Source organism: Verrucomicrobiota bacterium (assembly GCA_016871675.1).
Lineage (GTDB): Bacteria > Verrucomicrobiota > Verrucomicrobiia > Limisphaerales > VHCN01 > VHCN01.
In genome coordinates this window covers 20,075-37,291 of the sequence record VHCN01000016.1, presented here as the reverse complement: position 1 = coordinate 37,291, position 17,217 = coordinate 20,075, and the positions used below count along the sequence as shown (strand labels likewise).

Sequence of the window (17,217 nt, the reverse complement as noted above, 5' to 3'; positions counted from 1 at the left end):
GAGATCAGGACTTCTCCACCTGCCAGTATTCGAGTTCCACCGGTGTGTTGCGTCCGAAGATGTTCACGGTCACCTTGAGCTTGCCGCGCTCGGGCTCGATTTCCTCGATCACGCCGCTGAAGTTCAAGAACGGGCCGTCGTTGATCTTGATGGTCTCGCCAATCTCAAAGTTGACCTTCGGTTTCTCGGTGTCCTCCGAGTCGGAGATCTGCTCCTTGATCACCGCGATTTCGTCCGGCATCACCGCCACGGGGCGCTCGCCGCCGACAAATCCGATGATGCCCTGCGTTTCCCGGATGAAATACCACGGCTTCTCCATGACGCGGCGGTTCTCGTCCAGCAGCGCAATGTCAATGTAGACGTAGCCGGGATGCAGCTTGCGCGTGCTCACGGATTTCTTGCCGCCGCGCACCTCGACCACCTTTTCCATCGGGACGAGGACTTCCTTGATGTAGTCCTGCATCTCTTCCGCCTTCATGCGGCGTTCGATGCTGTCCTTGACCTTCATTTCCTGGCCGGACAGCGTATGGATGGCGAACCATTGGCTCTGCATAATCAATCCGGTTGAATCAGGTGCGGAGGAACTTGAGCACGAGGGTGACCAGAAAATCCACCAGCACGGTGAACGCCCCGATGAGCACCGTCGACACGAGCACCACCGTCGTCGAGCCCTTGAGCTCGCCAAAGGTCGGCCACGTGCACTTCTTGAGTTCGACCTGCGTGTCCTGCACGTAGTGGGCAAAACGCAGCAGATGGCCCTTGCGCCACATCCATCCGAAGAGGACGGCGACGACAACGAAGGCGATGATCGTGCTTGTGCTCATTTCACTGCTGCAAACGCTGCTGGCGGAGGGGGGGGGATTCGAACCCCCGAGGGCCTTGCGACCCTAACGGTTTTCAAGACCGCCGCATTCGACCGCTCTGCCACCCCTCCGGTGGCTGAGAATCTGGCACGGCGTGAGGGACTCGAACCCCCAACCAACGGTTTTGGAGACCGCTACTCTACCAATTGAGCTAACGCCGTAAACCATCGAGAAGCTGGTTTGTGTCGTTCAGCGAACCGTCCAGGACGGGGATCTCCCGACCCGGCCACAGGCTCGTCATCACTAGGCGATGACTTCGCTCACGCGTCCGGCGCCGATGGTCCGGCCGCCCTCTCGAATCGCGAACCGCTGGCCCTTCTCCATCGCGATCGGCGCGATCAGCTCGATGTCCACCGAGACGTTGTCGCCCGGCATCACCATTTCCACGCCCGCGGGCAGACTCACGTTGCCCGTCACGTCCGACGTGCGGAAATAGAACTGCGGACGATACTTGTTGAAGAACGGCGTGTGACGGCCGCCCTCGTCCTTGGTCAACACGTAGACCTCGGCCTTGAACTTGGTGTGCGGCTTGATCGATCCGGGCTTGGCGAGCACCATGCCGCGTTCGACTTCTTCCTTCTTGATGCCGCGCAGCAGCACCCCGACGTTGTCACCCGCCTGCGCGGAGTCGAGCAGCTTGCGGAACATTTCGATGTCCGTTGCCACGGTCTTGCGCGTGTCCTTCAGACCGACGATCTCGACCTCCTCCATCTTCTTGAGGAGACCACGCTCGACGCGGCCGGTGACGACCGTGCCCCGACCTTCAATGTTGAACACGTCCTCCATGCACATCAGGAAGGGCTTGTCCACCTCGCGCATCGGCAGCGGGATGAAGCTGTCCACCGCGGCGAGAAGCTTCTGGATCGACTCCTCGCCCTCGGGTGTGCCCGCGAGCGCAGCCGCGGAGCTGCCGCGGATGATCGGCGTGGTGTCGCCGGGGAATTGATACTTGTTGAGCAAGTCGCGGATTTCCATCTCGACGAGGTCAAGCAGTTCCTTGTCGTCCACGAGGTCCACCTTGTTGAGGTAAACCACGATCGCCGGGACGCCGACCTGCCGCGCGAGGAGGATGTGCTCGCGCGTCTGCGGCATCGGGCCGTCGGCGGCGCTCACGACGAGAATCGCGCCGTCCATCTGCGCCGCGCCGGTGATCATGTTCTTCACGTAGTCGGCGTGGCCGGGGCAATCGACGTGCGCGTAGTGGCGTTCCGTGCTCTGATACTCGACGTGCGACGCGGCGATCGTGACCGTCTTGGTCTCGTCGCGCACGGTGCCGCCTTTCGTGATTTCGGCATACGAAATCTGGCTGGCAAGTCCCTTGCGGGCCTGCGTGGCGACGATCGCCGCCGTGAGCGTGGACTTGCCGTGGTCAACGTGCCCGATGGTGCCGACGTTGACGTGGGGTTTCGTTCGTTGGAATGCTTCTTTTGCCATTGCGTGTCGTGGTTGTTAGTTTGTCGCTGACATTTTGCGGTGGAGCCCATGACCAGGTTTGAACTGGTGACCTCGTCCTTACCAAGGACGCGCTCTACCGACTGAGCTACATGGGCGATTGAAAGCGCTTCAATTCTGCCGCCCTTCAAAGCGAAAAAAAATCATCGCCCGCATTCGCTGGCCTTTCGCCGTAGGTGCGGGCCGATGAGTGTTTACGCTTCTTACTGCGCTCGAATTCGTTGCGAAAATAGGGAGGGGTAAACCTCGTGTAACGGGTTTTTTCACGGCACCAAGAAACCGGGCGCATCTCAGTTTATGGCGCCCCTCACCCCGTTCCTCCCCCCCCTCGTCCGACGAGGGGAGAGGGTTGCAATGAACTGAGATGCGCCCCACGCGCCTCGCTGCTTGTCATCGCCGGTGTGATCGCTAGCCTTCGCCTCAATCATCATGCAACTCGCCGACCTCAAGTGGCCCGATGTCCAGGCCCTCAGCAAGGACACGCCCGTCGTCTTCCCCGTCGCCGCGCTCGAACAGCATGGACGCCACATGCCCGTCTTCACCGACAGCCTCCTCTGCGGCGAAATCATCCGCCGCGCGAGCGAGCGCCTCGGCGACTGCGTGCTTTTCGCGCCACTCCAGTGGCTCGGCAACTCCGAGCATCACATGGACTTTCCCGGCACGCTCTCCGCCGCGCCCCGCGCGTATCTCGATTTGCTTGGCGGGCTGATGGACAACTTCATCACGCACGGCTTCCGGCGCATCGTCTTCATCAACGGCCACGGCGGCAACGACGTGCCCGGCAAACAGGCCGTGTTCGAGCTGCGCCAGAAACATCGCGCGCGGCGCGACCTGCTCCTGCTCTTCGCGACCTACTGGCTGCTCGGCGGCAAGCCGCACGAGGTCAACCGCGACATCAAGCAACAGCGCATGGGCCACGCCTGCGAGTGGGAGACGAGCATGATGCTCCGCCTCGCGCCGCACCTCGTCGGCGACTTGAAGAAGGTCGAACCGGTCGAGTTTGGCAACCCGTTCGAGCCGGCGAACCGCGGCTGGATCATGGGCGACCGCAGCGTGCCCGGCCACATCGGCGACCCGCGCTTTGCCACGGCGGACAAGGGTGAAACCATCTTCCGGGTGTTCACGGACGACGTGGTCAAGCTCCTCGAACGCATCCTCAAGTGGGATGGGCGATCGTGGAACGGATGAAGTTCCGTGAGAATGCAACCCGAGAATCCCGTCTTCGTGCGCCCCACCTCCCCATGAGTGATGTGCCCGCTCATCGTCCGGCTGCCTGGAAGTGGCTCGTCTGCGGACTGCTCCTGCTTGCGTCCATGCTGCTCTATATGGACCGGCAGACGCTGCCGAATGTCTCGGTCCGCATCACCACGGAGTTCAAGCTCTCGGAGGCGCAATACGGCACGCTCGAGATGTGCTTCGGCTACGCGTTCGCGGTCGGCGCGGTCAGCTTCGGCGTCATCGCGGACAAGTGGAGTGTCCGCTGGCTGTATCCCTGCGTCGTGATGTTGTGGTCGCTGATGGGCTTCGCCACGGGGCTCGTGAAAAGCTACGAGGGCTTGCTGGTGTGCCGCACGCTGCTCGGCCTGTTCGAGGCGGGCCACTGGCCGTGCGCGCTCAAGACCACGCAGCGCCTGCTCTCGCGCGAGCAGCGCACGATGGGCAACAGCGTGCTGCAAAGCGGCGCGTCCATCGGCGCCATCACCACGCCGCTCATCATGACGTGGATGCTCGCGGGCCGGACGGAGGAGGGGGCGTGGCGGATGCCGTTCCTGGTCATCGGCAGCTTCGGACTCGTGTGGATGGTCGCATGGTTCGCGCTGCTCAAGCCGCAGGATTTCGACACGCCTGCCGTGGTGGAGACGGACAAAGCCGGCGAGCCCGCGGCGAACCAGCCCGACCGGCCGTTCTTCGAGGTCATCCTCAGCCGGCGCTTCCTCGCGCTCGTGGTGGTGGTCGCATGCATCAACACCTGCTGGCAGATCATCCGCGCGTGGCTGCCGAAGTTCCTCATCCAGGGGCGCGGCTACGCGGAGCCGGAGGCGCTCTACTTCAACTCGCTCTACTACGTGGCGACGGATGTGGGCTGTCTCGCCGCGGGCGCGGCGTCGCTGTGGCTGGTCAGGCGCGGGCAGCCTGTGCATCGCTCGCGCGCGACGGTGTTCGGCGTTTGCGCGCTGCTGTGCGCGCTCACGGGCGCAATCTCGTGGCTGCCGCGCGGCTGGCCTTTGCTGGGAGTGCTGCTTGTGATTGCCGCCGGCTCGCTCGGGTTGTTCCCGTGCTACTACTCGTTCAGCCAGGAACTCAGCACGAAACATCAGGGCAAGGTGACGGGCACGCTGGGTTTCGTCGCTTGGGTCACGTCGTCGCCGTTGCAGTGGGTGTTTGGCAGGCTTTACGACACCACGAAGTCCTTCGACCTCGGCATCGCCCTTGCCGGGCTCGCGCCGCTCATCGGCTTCATCGCGTTGACCTTGTTGTGGGGAAAGGACAGTGATGCCGCCGCCCAGCCGAGTCCGCCCCGCGCTGCTCAAACACCCGCGGCAAAGCCACCGAACTCAAGATGAAAGTCCACTTCTTCGGCGCCACGCGCACCACGACCGGCTCGATGTATCTCTTCGAGGTGAACGGCCGCCGCATCCTCGTCGAGTGCGGGCTGTTTCAGGGTCGGCGCGAGGAATCCATCGCGCGCAACTGCTGCTTCCCGTTCGACCCGAAGATGCTCGACTGCGTCGTGCTCAGCCACGCGCACATCGACCATTGCGGCAACCTGCCGAACCTCTGCAAGCAGGGCTTCACCGGCAACATCTACTGCACCTTTGCCACGCGCGACCTTGCGAGCATCATGCTTGAGGATTCCGCGGGCATCCAGAAGGACGACGCGGCGTTCGTCTCCAAGCAGCGCGCGAAGAAGGGGCTGCCACCGGTCGAACCGCTCTACTCCGCGACCGATGCCGAGATGGCCATCCGCCAGTTCGTTGCCATCAACTACGACCGCCCGATGCCTGTGGCCGACGGCGTGACGGTCACCTTCCGCGACGCGGGGCACATCCTTGGCAGCGCGCAAGTGGTGCTCGACGTGCGCGAGGGCGGCCGCACGTTCCGCTGGCTCTTCAGCGGCGACGTCGGCCGCGGCGACGACGACATCCTGCGCGACCCGCAGCCGGTGGAAGACGTGGACTTCCTGCAAGTCGAGAGCACCTACGGCGACCGCGAGCACTTCGTGAAGGCCTCCGCCCGCGAGGAGGCTGGCCGGATCGTCCACGAGACGCTTTCGCGGGGCGGCAAGGTCATCATCCCGGCGTTCAGCGTCGGCCGGACGCAGCAGGCGGTCTACGCGCTGCATCAGGCGATCCTCGCCGACCGGCTGCCCCGCGTGCCGGTGTTCGTGGACAGCCCGCTGAGCGTGAACGCGACCGAGGTTTACCGGCTCCACCCGGAGTGCTTCAACGAGTCCATCTACAAATTCCTGCGCGACGTGGCGAACCCGTTCGCGATGGAGAACCTCACCTACATCCGCGACTCGATGCAGTCGCGGAAGCTCAACGAGCTGAAAGGCCCGGCCATCATCATCAGCGCGTCCGGCATGTGCGAGGCGGGGCGCATCCGGCACCACCTGATCAACCACATGGGCGATGCCGCGAATCTCGTGCTCTTCATCGGCTTTTGCGCGGAGCACACGCTCGGCGCGCAAATTCTCGCGGGCAAATGCCCCGTGAACATCTTCGGCGAACCCCACGAAGTCCGCGCGCAAGTCGCCCGGCTCGACGCCTTCTCCGGCCACGCGGACAAGCACGAGCTGCGCGAATACGTCCGGCGACTCACCGGGAACCTCCGGAAGATCTTCGTGATCCACGGCGAGGAGTCGCAGGCGCTCGCCTTTGGCGACACGTTGCGCAAGCTCCGGCCGCGGGCCGAGGTCCACGTGCCCGAATACAAGCAGCACTTCGAAGTGTGACGGGCGGCGACTCTTGAATGGAATCCGCGCGCGGCTTCGTCCATAGTCGCCGCGTCATGAACTCGAACGGGCCGGGCGGCTTTCCTCAACTCGTCCTTCTCGCCGCCGGCTTGATGCTGGTCACGCCGCCTTCGTTCGCGATGGCGCAACACGACGACCACCCCCAGGGCGCAAAGGCGGACAAGCCCGTCGTGTTCCTCGACAAGAGCCCCGTGATCGTGAAGTTCCAGCTCGGCCGGCTCTCGAATGAGCAGCTCCTGCTCGTGGATCGCGAGGACACGCACGCGAAATTCGCCCCCGTTCACGAGGCCATCGTGGCCCGGCCTGGCATCGCCGTGAAGTTCAAGCAGGACGCCCTCGCCGCGCTCGCGAAAATCAACAAGTCCGACGTGCCGACGGAGATTCTCGCGGGCATCCGGCGGCTCAAACCCGAAGACGCGAAGGTGCTCGCCGAGTTGTCCCGGCTGCTCGCCTCGCAGAAGCCGGCCGAATTGGAAAAGCACCAGCCCGACCTTGAGACGCTCGCGGGCGGCGACGGCCCGGCGTCCGCGCGTCAGGCCGCGTTCGCGGCGCTCATCGCGATCCGCCCCGCGGATGCGTTGTGGACTTTCGCGGACGGCAAGCCGGGCGCCCTCGCGAACCTGCTCGGCGGCGTGCCCCTCGTGGCTGACGGCGCGAAGCGCGCAGCGTTCGTCGCGAGGACGCTTCCCCTGCTCAAGCCCGGTGGCGACGCAGTTGTGCGACGCGCGGCGATTTCGGCCGCGGCGGTGATGGGCGGGCACGAGGCGGAGGTGTTCAACGCGCTCGCGGCACTCGCCGCCGCGGGCATCGACGCGCCGGACTGCGCCCGCGCGGCGCTCGCCCTGCCGCGCGACAAGTGGCCGGAGGGGCAGATCAAGCCCTTCGCCGACGCGCTGCTTGTCGCCGCCCGGAAAGTGCCGGAGGCGCAGCGGACGCAGGATGACTTCCTCGACATGACGCAACTCGGCGTCGCGCTTGCGGCGAAACTCCCGCGCGACGCGGGCGCGCCCCTCGCGACGGCGTTTCGCGGGCTCGGCGTGAACGTGCTGCGGCTGCGAACGCTTCACGAGCAGATGTTTTTCGACAAGGTCCTGCTGCTCGCGGAGGCAGGCAAGCCGATCGAACTGGTGTTCGAGAACACGGACGCGATGCCGCACAATTTTGTGCTCACGCTCCCGGGCGCGCTCGACGAAATCGGCGCCGCGGCCGAAAGGATGCAACCCGTGCCCGACGCGCAAGGCCGGCTTTACGTCCCGGTGTCGCCGAAGATCCTGCAGGCGACGAAGATGTTGAATCCGTCCGAGAGCGCGCGGCTTCGGTTCACCGCACCTTCGGCCCCGGGTGACTATCCGTATGTGTGCACGTTTCCCGGCCACTGGCAGCGCATGCGCGGCGTGCTCAGGGTGGTGAAAGACCTCGACGAGCACCTCGCGAAGGCGCCGGAAGAACCGGCCGCGCCGGTGATCACGGAGTGGAAGCTTGCCGACCTCGAGCCCGACCTGCCGGAGCTCGCGCGCGGGCGGGCCTTCGAGAAGGGCCGCGCGCTGTTCACCACCATCGGCTGCGTCGCGTGCCACAAAGTCGGCAAGGAGGGAGTGGATTACGGACCCGAACTCACCGGCGTCTTCGCCAAATACAAGGGCGACGCCAAGGCCGTGCTGTCGGAAATCCTCGAACCGTCGAAGATCATCGAGCCGCGATACCGGCCCTACGAGTTCAAGCCGGTCGGGAACAACGAGCCGTTCACGGGCTTCCTCGTGAAGGAGGAGGGCGACACGCTGTTCGTGCAGACGGGTCCCGGCGCAAACCTCATCCAGAAGTTTGCGAAGAAGGACATTGCCTCGCGCACGCCGCAGCCCAGTTCGCTGATGCCCGCGGGGTTGATGAACCTGATGAGCCGCGAGCAGATTCTCGACCTGCTCGCGTTCCTCCAAAGCGGCGGCGACCCGAAGCAGGCGGCTTCCGGCGGCAAGTAGTCCTCGACCCGATCGCGGACGACGACCTACGGCAGTGGCGCGAACTGGATCCGGCTGAACGACGCCGGGTTGAACCCGGCCGTTCCGAACACCCGGCTGGTTCCAGACATCCGGCGCGAGTCCCACCCGGCAAGTTCCATCGTCACGTGCCCGCGCTGCGCAAAAAAGAAGCGCGATTCGCCGCGCCGGGCGGGAAGGGCCTCGGCCCTTGCCGGGGCGAAATCCACTCGCGTCACTCGCGCCAACGGGACTTCGATGTCGTTCCCGCCGATGTGAAACACGAGCCTGCCATCGCGCAGGGTTTTGAGCGGGCCGACGACCGTGTCGTGATTCACGAGGCGCGCAAGATCCAGCGCGGGATTGGCCGCGGGCGCCGCGGGCGTGTCGAACCGGCCGTCCCACTCGGTCACGCGCAAGTTCCAGATGCGAACCGCGCCGACGCCCTGATGCACGAAGCGCACGCCCGTGCCCCCGGCGTTGAAGCCGTCCGGGTCGGACCAAGTCTTGATGAGCGCCCCGTCGGCGTAGAGCGCGATGATGTTCTGCGGGCGGTCCGTGCGGATGGCGATGCGCGAGCGGTTGGTCTGATTGAAGGAGGAGATCACGCTCTGCCCGAGCTGCTTCAAGGGGGCGGCCTTGGACACATGCAGCACGCTGAGCACGGGGTTGTTCAATTGGAGCGAGTAGAACGCGCCGAAGTCCGGCTCGTTTTCCTTCGCGCGCAGGCTCACGGGCTGCAGCGAGTCGGTGTAGAGCGCGATGGCGAGGTTGAACGTTCCGCGCCACGCCATCTCGAACTCGATGTTCGAACGGTCGGGCAGCTTGAGGTCGCGCGCAAGGCTCGCTGACTGCGACGCGGTGAAGGCGCCGTTCACGTAGCGCCACTGCCCGGAGTTTTCGATGCCCTGCACCCTGCCATGGGTCCACCCCTCAAGCCCGGTGGGACCGTCGAACAGCAGCGCCGCGGGCGGCGGCACGGGGAGAATCGAGCGCACGCGCGCGCGCGGCAGCGCGAGTTTCCCGGCGAACCACGTGTCGAGCACCACGCTGTCCGCGTCCAGCGAGAGCAAGCCGCCGGACAGTTCATCGTCATTCACAAGCTGCACGTGGCAGAAGTTCTCCGGGCGCGAAGCCGGTGGCGGCTGGGAGCCGAGGTGGATTTCGCTGAAATTCGTGAGCGCAAACTGAATCGGGGCGCCGACATCGGGATGATTCCACCGCAACTCACCGCCGGGCCGGATGGAGTGGAGTGTTCCGTAGAGCAGGTCACCATTGTGAAACAGCAGCGCGTGGCGCGGCGGTGGGACAAGGTTCGATTGCGCGCCCGAGGGGAACGCGGCGAGCGCGAGGAGGGAGAGGAGGAGGAGATGAGGACTACGCGCAAGATTGGGAGGGAAACAGTTTGTCCACGCCCGCACGCAGTCTGCCGTAATCCTGATCCTGCTCTTGAACTTCATCCCCATTCCCTCCCTCATCGCTGGACCTCCGTCCCGAAGAAGTCCAGTTCGTCCGCCGAATTCCCCGGCCGCGCCGGGTTGAACTCCAGCGATCGAACCCATGCGGCGCCGAGCGACACGGGTCCAAAGTTTGGGCTCACTCCGCCCGCAAGCGATCCGTTCCACGTCGCAGCCGCGAGGGTCACGCGCTCGCCCGTGGGCAGGTGCAACTGCACGGAGCCCGGCTGGCGCGGCGGCCGCAATGCGTTGTCCCCCGCGAGAATGATCTCCGTCACGCGCGCGAGCGGGATCGTCAGCTCGGCCTGCGCGGTCGCGATGACGAGCTTGTCGTCACGGACGGATTGCATCCGGCCGGTGACGCGGTCGCTGTTCGCAAGCTTGACGAGGTTCGCGGAGTGATTGGTGTGGGGCTCGCCCTGCGCGTCGCTTTTGCCGTCCCACGCCGAGACGCGCAAGGAACTGATGCGCACGCCCGGCCCGATCCGCTGCGAGTAAAATGTGATGCCCGTTCCCTGTCCGGCAAAGCCCGCCGGGTCGCGCCAGTGCTGGATCTGCTCGCCGTCGGAAAGCAGCGTGATGGAGTTTTGCTGGCGGCTCATGCGAAGCTCGATGCGGGCCTTGTTCTTCAGCGTCATCGCGGGGATTTGCGCCATGCCGAGGTGCATCATGCCGGCGTTGCCCTGGATGCGCATGAGGTTGGCGTAGCCCGAGCCGAGGTTGATCTGGTAGGCGCCCTGGCTGTAGTCGAATCGATCCAGCACGTCGGTGTAGACGTTCACCAGCAGGCCGAGCGGTCCCTGCCATGCGAGGTCGAACTCGATGCGCGCCTGGTCGGGCAGCTTGAAGTCGCGGCCGAGGAAGCCCACGCCCTCGGAAATGAACGCGCCATCCGCATAGCGCCACGGCGCCGCGGGCGCGGCGGGCACCTGCTTGGCGCCTTCCGGACCCGCGCGGATGATAAACTGCGGCCCTTGCGAGCTGATCTTCCACCCGTCCGTGCCGGTCGGCCCCTCGTAATACGAGCCGTGCGGCCCGGTGATGAATGCCATGGAGCGCAGCGAATCGCGCGGCGCGCTCACGCGGCCCGCGAACCATGTCTCCAGCACGACTCGCTCCGAATCGAGCGACACGAGCCTGCCAAGCAACTCGTCGCCGTTGAGAAACACGAACCGGCACGACGCCGCAGAGTTTGTGGGAAGGAGCGGCGACCGGTCGAATCGCACCTGCTGGAGATTGCGCGGGTTGAACTCGATGGGCTGCGCGGCCGCGGGATGCTGCCAGCGCACGCCGCGATGGGGATCGATGCCGAGCAACGCGCCGTGAAGGGACGCGCCATCAAGGAACTGAAGCTGCCCGGTCAGCGCGGGAGATTGGGCCTGCAACGAACAGGCGAAGCAACACACGGCGAGAATCCACGGCTCGCAGAGGCTCGCAAGGCCGCGGGGCATCGGAGGGAGGTGGCCCCGTGGAGCGGCGACACCGCTCTTCGTTGGGCCATCGGTGAAATCCCCGCCGAGGCTCCTCGTTTCCCGCCGCGGTGCAAATCGGGGACGCCCGCCCCAAAACGAATCCGGTGCGGGGCCGCGTTGGGACCGTGGCGGCATCATTCCTCCCGGCTGAACGGCGAATCATCCCAGACGCCGAGGTCGTCCGCGGGCGGCCGAGGCGACTCGGGGTTGAAGAGCAGGTCTTTCACGCTGTCCACGCGCAACGTGACCTTGCCGAAGTTCGCACTCGTGCCGGTGACCTCCGCGCCTTCCCACCGGTCGAGCGTGAACGTGACCGAGTCCCCGCGCACGAGCGAGGCGCGAACATTCCGGCCGGTGGCGTTCGCGGGCGGCGCGTTGGTGTCCGACGGGAAGAAAATCTGTGTCGCGCGTTGAAGCGGAATCTGCAATTCGCCCGCGGGTCCGGCAAACGCGACCTTGCCGTCCTTGATGGCGTTGACCTTGCCGGCAACACGGTCGCTGTTTGCCAGGTGGAGCAGTGTCTCTGACATGGCATTCGTCGGGGTCGAGATTTCCTCACGGCCGTCCCATGCGGACACGCGCAGGTTGCTCACGCGGATGGAGCCGTCGGTGCGCTGCGAGTAGAAGAGAATGCCCGTGCCCTCGGGTTGAGGTCCGCTGACGCGCCACGTTTTGACGTGCGTGCCGTCGGCATAGAGCGCCGCGGTTTCCTTTTCCTTGTTGATGCGCATCTCGAACCGCACCTTGCTGCGGTTGTTCATCTGCGGCACGCGCGCGTTTTCCGTCGCGGAAAAGACCATGCCGCCGCCTTCGTTGACGGTGCGCCGGTAGAGGTAAACGTAGCTGCTGCTGATGTAAAACTGGTAGCCTGCGTTGTAATCCATGCGGTCAATCACGTCCGTGTAGAGCGCGATGCGCATGCTGGGCATCGTCTTCCACGCCAGGTCGAACTCGACGCGCGCGACCGGCGGCAGCTTGAAGTCGCGCCCGAGCGTGCCGGACGCGGTGGAGATGAAGCCGTTGTTCTTGAAGGTCCACGCCGGGGTCGCCGGCGGCCGGGGACCGTCCCCACCCACGATGCCGCCGATGATCGCCGCGGGGTTGATGAGCACGGGTCGCGCAACGCCGCCCATCACCACGCCGGAGCCGCCGAACTTCCAGCCGCCGTCATTGAGCGGCCCCTCGTAAATCAGCGCGTTGCCCGCGCCGTTCACCGCGATGGCGCGAAGTTCCTTGCGCGGCGCGCGCAGCTTGCCGCCAAACCACGAATCGATCACCACGACCTCCGCGTCGAGCGAGACGAGTTCGCCGATGACCTCGTCCCCGTTGGCGAAGCGGAACCGGCACGAGGCCGGGGCGGTTGTCGCGATCTGACGCGGCGCGGCGAATCGCACCTGATGGAGGTTGCTTGAGGCGAACTCGATGGGTTGCTTGACGCCCGGGTGCTTCCAGCGGACGCCGGTTTGCGCATTGATGCCATCGAGCGCGCCCAGCAACATCGAGCCGTCGAGAAACTCGAGCGAGGACGCGGGTGCCGGTGCGGGTGCATTTGTCGCGTCGGCGCTGAACCCGCACTGCGCTGCGACGAGCAGCCAGACGATCGCGGTTGCCCGCACGCAGGTTCCGGGCGCGGACTCGCGGGCATGCGTTCGAAAGGAGTCCCGTTCCATCGGAAACCGGAAATCGGAAATTGGAACTCCAGACTTAGCGTTCATAAATCGGCAGGAACCGGTAGTTCAGCGCAAGCGAGAGCAGCGACGCGGTCGTGGAGAACGTGGAGCCAAACTGTCCTTCCCAGCTCCCCTCGGCGGTCTGCGAGGCGGAGAGCGTCTTGATGTTTTTCGTGTTCCACGTGCGCCATGAGGCCGGACTGGCATGAAAGTGCGCCTGCGCCGCGTAGTAGAGGTAGTAGTGGTAGTAGTGTCCCTCGCCGGGCGAGCGCTCGAGGTAGTCGATCGCGGACTTGAAGGCCGGATTGGTCTTCTCCTTCGCCAGCGCGAAGCACAGCGCGGCGATCGCGGTGCGCGCACCATTGGGCCCCGCGGCGGAGGTGTAACCAATCCCGCCGTCCGAAGACTGGCAGGTGGTGAAATACTTGAGCCCCTTTTGAATCGCATCCTCCGGCACGGCGATGCCCGCGTTCCGCGCAGCAAAGAGCGCCACCATCTGCGCGCCGCTCACGGTCGTGTCCGCGTCGTTGCTCTCCGGACTGTAGCGCCACGCGCTGTAGGGATTGCGCGATTGCGAGGTGAGGATGAGGTTCACGGCCTTCTGCAACGCCGGGCCGAGGCGGGCGTCGTCCACGGCGCCGTATGCCTCGGCGAGCGCGAGTGCGGCGAAACCGTGGTTATACATCGAGCGGCCGATGTAGCCGGTGTCTTTGTTCTGCTGGGCGAGGATGAACTCGAGTCCCTTGCGGATCGAGAGGTTGTAAGGCCCGTAATTGGGATCATCCCCGTGCGCGAGCATCGCGACGACGGTCAGGCCGACGACCGCAGGCTCGGAGCCGTAGGGCTGGTCCTTCCAGTTGCCCTCGCGGGCCTGCGTCTTGACGAGGAAGCGCAGCCCCTTGACATACATCGCGTCGATGGTGGTCGGGTTGATGTCCGACTTCTCGATGAAGAGCTGTTGGGCGAATGTGGATTGGACCAACGCGACGGCGACCGCGAGCGCGATGATTGCGGCATGCGGCATGCGGCATGCGGCATTGAACCAACACACCGGAGTCCAGTCGTTCGGCATCCCACGTTCCGCATTCTGCATCGGATTCATTTGCCCCCTTGCCTCTCCACCGCGCGGTAGAAATTCTCGAGGGCCTCGCGAAACTCCGCTGGAACGGGCCTTGTCACGCCGCTGGACTTGGTGGTGCCACGCGCACCCGGTGCCACGCCGCGCCCGTCGCCGGGCATGCCGGAGTTCGGCCGGTCGGTGCTCCCGCCCATCAGGTTTCCGCCGGGGTTTTGCCCGGGCGGCCCCATGCCGGGCTGCATTTGCTGGATCATCTGCAATAACTGTTCCATCGCCGCCGGATCCCCGGGTGATGGCTGTGGCGAGCCGCCGCCCTTCTGAATCTGCTCGTTGATGAGGTTGATGATGTCCGAGAAGTGCTGGACGGCGAGCATCTGCGATTTGCGCGCGGATTCGTCGGACTTGTTCTCGAACAGCTTCGACTCGGCCGCGCGGGTTGCGTCCTGCGCTTCCACAAGCAAGTCGACGATCGGGTTGATCCGGTTTTCCAACTGCATCTTCGTCAGGTCCCCGCGCAAGTCCCGCTGCTGGTTCGCGAGCTTTTGCAGCGCGCTCGCGAAGCCGGGATCCACGTCCTTCTGTTCGTCGAGCAGGCGGGTGCGTTCATGGATGTTTACCTCCGCGCCGCGCATGCGGACGTAAGCCATCAGCAGCTTGAGCAGGTCTTCGCCGCCGCCGCCGCCCCCGCCGCCGCCCCCGCCGCCGCCGTCCTCGGAGGGCGGGTCGAGCACTTCGGCCCATGCGTTGAACTTCTTCGTCCACGTTGCGAGCCCGCCCATGGCTTCCATGGAGATGTTCGCGTCGATGAGCTTGCGGATGCGGTCGAGGTCCTCGCCGACGTTCTGCTGTTTCATTTCAAGGCTCACGACGCCGTAGTTGGCGCTTTGCGTGCGCTCGAAGAACCGGCTCATCTCCTCCTGCACGGTTTGCGCCTCGTTGCGCGCGATGCCCTGGTCCTTCGCGAGCGAGTCGTTGGCTTTCTTGAGCCGCGGGGGAAGTTCCTTCGGCTGCAGGCCGATGGTGTCGGGCACCATGCGGTTGATCTTGCCGCCGAGATCCTGCTCGGTGCCGGCGAGCTTCCGAAGCCGCTGCGCGAGCGTGAGCGCCTGCAGGTTGTCGAGGCTCTCGTTCATCTTCTGCTGGAGTTCCTTCAGGTTCTCGAGCGCGTTCTGCTCGGACTCCTGGGCCTTGCCGAGTTGCTCGGCGCGCTCGGGTGGGCTCTTCTGCGCGGCCTTGAGCGCCTGCTGCGCCTGCTTCATGTCGCCCTGTGAAATGTTCTTCATCTGCTGGAGCGCCTCGGTCCATTCCTTGAGCTGCTGCTCTTTGAAAGCCGGGTTGCGCAATGCCTCGGCAACGGCCTTGACGCCTTCCTGCGCGAGTTGCTCGAGCTGGCGCGCGGTCTTGGCCTGCTCGTCGGCCTGTTCGCCGGCCTTCGTCGCCGTTTCCTCGGTCGCCATTTTTTCCTCGGACAGTCGCTTGAGGTCGGTGGTCTTGTTCTCGATGCCCTCCTCCTGCCGTGTGACTTCCTCGAGCCGTGCGAAGACCGCCTCAAGCTGCTGGCGCACCAGCTCCGCGTGCTTGGCGATGCTCACGATGTTGATGCGAAAGACCTGCGATTCGCTCGGCTTGCGCCCGGGCAGGAAGTCCAGGGCTTGCGCGCGAAGTTCCACGGTCGAATCAGGCGGGATGCGCATCACGGCGGGGCTGAACGAGAACGTGTTCGTGAGCCGTTTTTCCTGCGGCGTGCCGGCGGCGGCGCGGAATTCCTTTTTCGGCGCGACGTTGGTCGAGTCGAGGAACGAGATGACTTCCCATGCGAAACCGGATTCCTTCACGCCGAAATCATCTGTCGCGAGAATCCGCAGCGGCAGGACATCGGTCTCGAGGATCGAGAGCTCGGTCGAGAGGTCGGGCATGTCCACGCGCGGCGCGAGGTCTTTCTGCGTTTGCAGCGAAAGCACCCACGGCGCGGCGACTTCGAGGCCGAGTTTGTCGCGCCACGTGAAGCCCGCGTGCGAGCGGCCGTCGAGCTTGAGCGGACCCGAGCGGAAGGAATCGCCGATGACGTCGAGCGTGGCCGCGGGGTCGTTCTCGATGCGCATCTGCGCGCCGGTGAGCTCGCGGTTCACCGTGCCAATCAACACGACGGAGCTGCCCTCGAGCACGTTCATCGCGGCGCTTTGCACCGGCTTGTCCTCGACCGGATACCGCAGGTAGGCGGGGAGCGCGACCATCGCTTGGAGCGATTTCAACGCGGGGCGGTGCGTCGGCACGATCGTCACCCTGCGGCGGACATCGCCGACGCGCACCTTGAGCACGCCGTCGCGCGTCTGGGCGGGAACCTTGAGCGCGACCTGCTTGTCTGCGACTTGCGACGCGAGGCGCTGTTGGGCTTCAAACCGCGCCGACGCGCCGGAAGGCCGCCAGAATGACCGGTAGTTCACGCCGAACCGCACTTCAAACGCCTCGCCGTGCGCGGCCACGATGCGGTCGGGAAGGTTCGTGATTTCCACGAACGTGTATCGCGGGATGTCCGCGACCGGCGCAGCCCAGCGCGTGAAGGCGTTCCAGCTCGCCTGCGAGGCGACGACGCCCGCGAGCACCAGCGGCACGAGCGCCACCGCGAGCCCGAGCGCGAATCCGCGGGCGGGGCGCGGGTTCACGGCCTCGGTGAAATCAAACCGCGCGGCCTCGTCGGCGACCTGCCGGATCGCGGCGCGGCACAAGCCGGCGGACATTCCCGCGGGGCGCTTCGATTCGTCCGAAAGTTCGACGATGCCGAGCAACCGGTCGCCGAGGCGCGGGAATTCGCGCTGCACGATCATCGAGAGCGAACGCCAGTCGCGGCGGTTCCAAACCCAGTGTCGTCCCCACCCGAGTGCGAACCACGCGAGCCCGGCGAGACCTGCGAGCGTGAGCGTGGCGCGCAGCCAGACCGGCGTGTCCCATAGCCGGTCCGAGAAGAAAAGCAGGCTGAAACTCACCGCCAGCGCAAGCAGCGCGCCGCACGCGGCCGCCGTGGTTTCTGTCCGCCAAAGCCGCCGCTCCATCGCCGCGAACTTCGCGCGCAGCGGGTCGGGCAGCGCGAGATGATCGTCGTGAGTGTTCATGGTGTCGCCGATGGTCGCAGAGTTGGACGTTCTCTACCCTGAAAACCTCCGGACGGGAAGCCCGAATACGCGACCGACACGGCGGGACTCATCGGTCCCAAGCTGCCGGTCCACACACCGCGCGCAAATCCTGATTCAAGCGCCCCGACACGATGACCGGGTTGCA

The 17,217-nt window shown here is 65.4% G+C and carries 12 protein-coding genes and 3 tRNA genes; 4 read left to right on the top strand and 11 right to left on the bottom strand.

Translation table 11 applies throughout. The features are described 5' to 3' along the window. Window positions 1–4: 4 nt before the first annotated feature. The 6 genes from nusG to FJ386_05580 form a co-directional block, all read right to left on the bottom strand. On the bottom strand, window positions 5–553 hold the full coding sequence (gene nusG / locus FJ386_05605) for a transcription termination/antitermination factor NusG (GenBank protein ID MBM3876178.1): 549 nt from the start codon (window positions 551–553) through the stop codon (window positions 5–7). Window positions 554–569: 16 nt separating this feature from the next. Continuing rightward, window positions 570–770, bottom strand: coding sequence for a preprotein translocase subunit SecE (gene secE / locus FJ386_05600; GenBank protein MBM3876177.1), 201 nt, complete (start codon window positions 768–770; stop codon window positions 570–572). Window positions 771–844: 74 nt separating this feature from the next. Beyond that, window positions 845–934 (bottom strand) — tRNA-Ser (locus FJ386_05595). Window positions 935–948: 14 nt separating this feature from the next. After that, window positions 949–1,024: transfer RNA gene (locus tag FJ386_05590), tRNA-Trp, on the bottom strand. Between the two features lie 82 nt (window positions 1,025–1,106). Further along, complete coding sequence (gene tuf, locus FJ386_05585) at window positions 1,107–2,297, bottom strand: elongation factor Tu (protein MBM3876176.1); 1,191 nt, start codon at window positions 2,295–2,297, stop codon at window positions 1,107–1,109. 40 nt (window positions 2,298–2,337) lie between these two features. After that, a tRNA-Thr gene (locus FJ386_05580) sits at window positions 2,338–2,413 on the bottom strand. A gap of 331 nt (window positions 2,414–2,744) precedes the next feature. On the opposite strand from FJ386_05580, the gene FJ386_05575 reads away from it, so the two are divergent. From FJ386_05575 to FJ386_05560, 4 genes are read left to right on the top strand one after another with little or no spacing between them, the layout of a single operon-like run. Next, on the top strand, window positions 2,745–3,503 hold the full coding sequence (locus FJ386_05575; protein MBM3876175.1) for a creatininase family protein: 759 nt from the start codon (window positions 2,745–2,747) through the stop codon (window positions 3,501–3,503). Next, on the top strand, window positions 3,491–4,879 hold the full coding sequence (locus FJ386_05570; protein ID MBM3876174.1) for an MFS transporter: 1,389 nt from the start codon (window positions 3,491–3,493) through the stop codon (window positions 4,877–4,879). Before FJ386_05575 ends, FJ386_05570 begins: the two co-directional genes overlap by 13 nt. A gap of 41 nt (window positions 4,880–4,920) precedes the next feature. Beyond that, on the top strand, window positions 4,921–6,270 hold the full coding sequence (locus FJ386_05565; GenBank protein ID MBM3876173.1) for an MBL fold metallo-hydrolase: 1,350 nt from the start codon (window positions 4,921–4,923) through the stop codon (window positions 6,268–6,270). Window positions 6,271–6,287: 17 nt separating this feature from the next. Further along, the gene (locus FJ386_05560) at window positions 6,288–8,267 is read left to right on the top strand and encodes a c-type cytochrome (protein MBM3876172.1); all 1,980 of its coding nucleotides are present in this window, start codon (window positions 6,288–6,290) and stop codon (window positions 8,265–8,267) included. Window positions 8,268–8,293: 26 nt separating this feature from the next. On the opposite strand, the gene FJ386_05555 is transcribed toward FJ386_05560, so the two are convergent. The 5 genes from FJ386_05555 to FJ386_05535 all read right to left on the bottom strand — a co-directional run bounded on the left by FJ386_05555 (window position 8,294) and on the right by FJ386_05535 (window position 17,051). Then, on the bottom strand, window positions 8,294–9,724 hold the full coding sequence (locus tag FJ386_05555; GenBank protein ID MBM3876171.1) for a hypothetical protein: 1,431 nt from the start codon (window positions 9,722–9,724) through the stop codon (window positions 8,294–8,296). Window positions 9,725–9,738: 14 nt separating this feature from the next. Next, window positions 9,739–11,172 (bottom strand): hypothetical protein, encoded by a 1,434-nt coding sequence (locus FJ386_05550; GenBank protein ID MBM3876170.1) that lies wholly within the window; start codon window positions 11,170–11,172, stop codon window positions 9,739–9,741. A gap of 155 nt (window positions 11,173–11,327) precedes the next feature. Further along, window positions 11,328–12,863, bottom strand: coding sequence for a hypothetical protein (locus tag FJ386_05545; protein MBM3876169.1), 1,536 nt, complete (start codon window positions 12,861–12,863; stop codon window positions 11,328–11,330). Window positions 12,864–12,897: 34 nt separating this feature from the next. Further along, window positions 12,898–13,887, bottom strand: a complete 990-nt coding sequence (locus FJ386_05540) for a terpene cyclase/mutase family protein (protein MBM3876168.1) — start codon at window positions 13,885–13,887, stop codon at window positions 12,898–12,900. A 74-nt stretch (window positions 13,888–13,961) separates the two neighbouring features. Then, the gene (locus FJ386_05535) at window positions 13,962–17,051 is read right to left on the bottom strand and encodes a hypothetical protein (protein MBM3876167.1); all 3,090 of its coding nucleotides are present in this window, start codon (window positions 17,049–17,051) and stop codon (window positions 13,962–13,964) included. Window positions 17,052–17,217 lie beyond the last annotated feature (166 nt).

Coding starts and splice junctions, on each gene's coding strand:
- nusG (MBM3876178.1), bottom strand. CDS start 553: ATGCAGAGCCAATGGTTCGCCATCCATACGCTGTCCGGCCAGGAAATG.
- secE (MBM3876177.1), bottom strand. CDS start 770: ATGTGGCGCAAGGGCCATCTGCTGCGTTTTGCCCACTACGTGCAGGAC.
- tuf (MBM3876176.1), bottom strand. CDS start 2,297: ATGGCAAAAGAAGCATTCCAACGAACGAAACCCCACGTCAACGTCGGC.
- FJ386_05575 (MBM3876175.1), top strand. CDS start 2,745: ATGCAACTCGCCGACCTCAAGTGGCCCGATGTCCAGGCCCTCAGCAAG.
- FJ386_05565 (MBM3876173.1), top strand. CDS start 4,921: ATGTATCTCTTCGAGGTGAACGGCCGCCGCATCCTCGTCGAGTGCGGG.
- FJ386_05560 (MBM3876172.1), top strand. CDS start 6,288: ATGGAATCCGCGCGCGGCTTCGTCCATAGTCGCCGCGTCATGAACTCG.
- FJ386_05555 (MBM3876171.1), bottom strand. CDS start 9,724: ATGAAGTTCAAGAGCAGGATCAGGATTACGGCAGACTGCGTGCGGGCG.
- FJ386_05550 (MBM3876170.1), bottom strand. CDS start 11,172: ATGCCCCGCGGCCTTGCGAGCCTCTGCGAGCCGTGGATTCTCGCCGTG.
- FJ386_05545 (MBM3876169.1), bottom strand. CDS start 12,863: ATGGAACGGGACTCCTTTCGAACGCATGCCCGCGAGTCCGCGCCCGGA.
- FJ386_05540 (MBM3876168.1), bottom strand. CDS start 13,887: ATGCCGCATGCCGCAATCATCGCGCTCGCGGTCGCCGTCGCGTTGGTC.
- FJ386_05535 (MBM3876167.1), bottom strand. CDS start 17,051: ATGAACACTCACGACGATCATCTCGCGCTGCCCGACCCGCTGCGCGCG.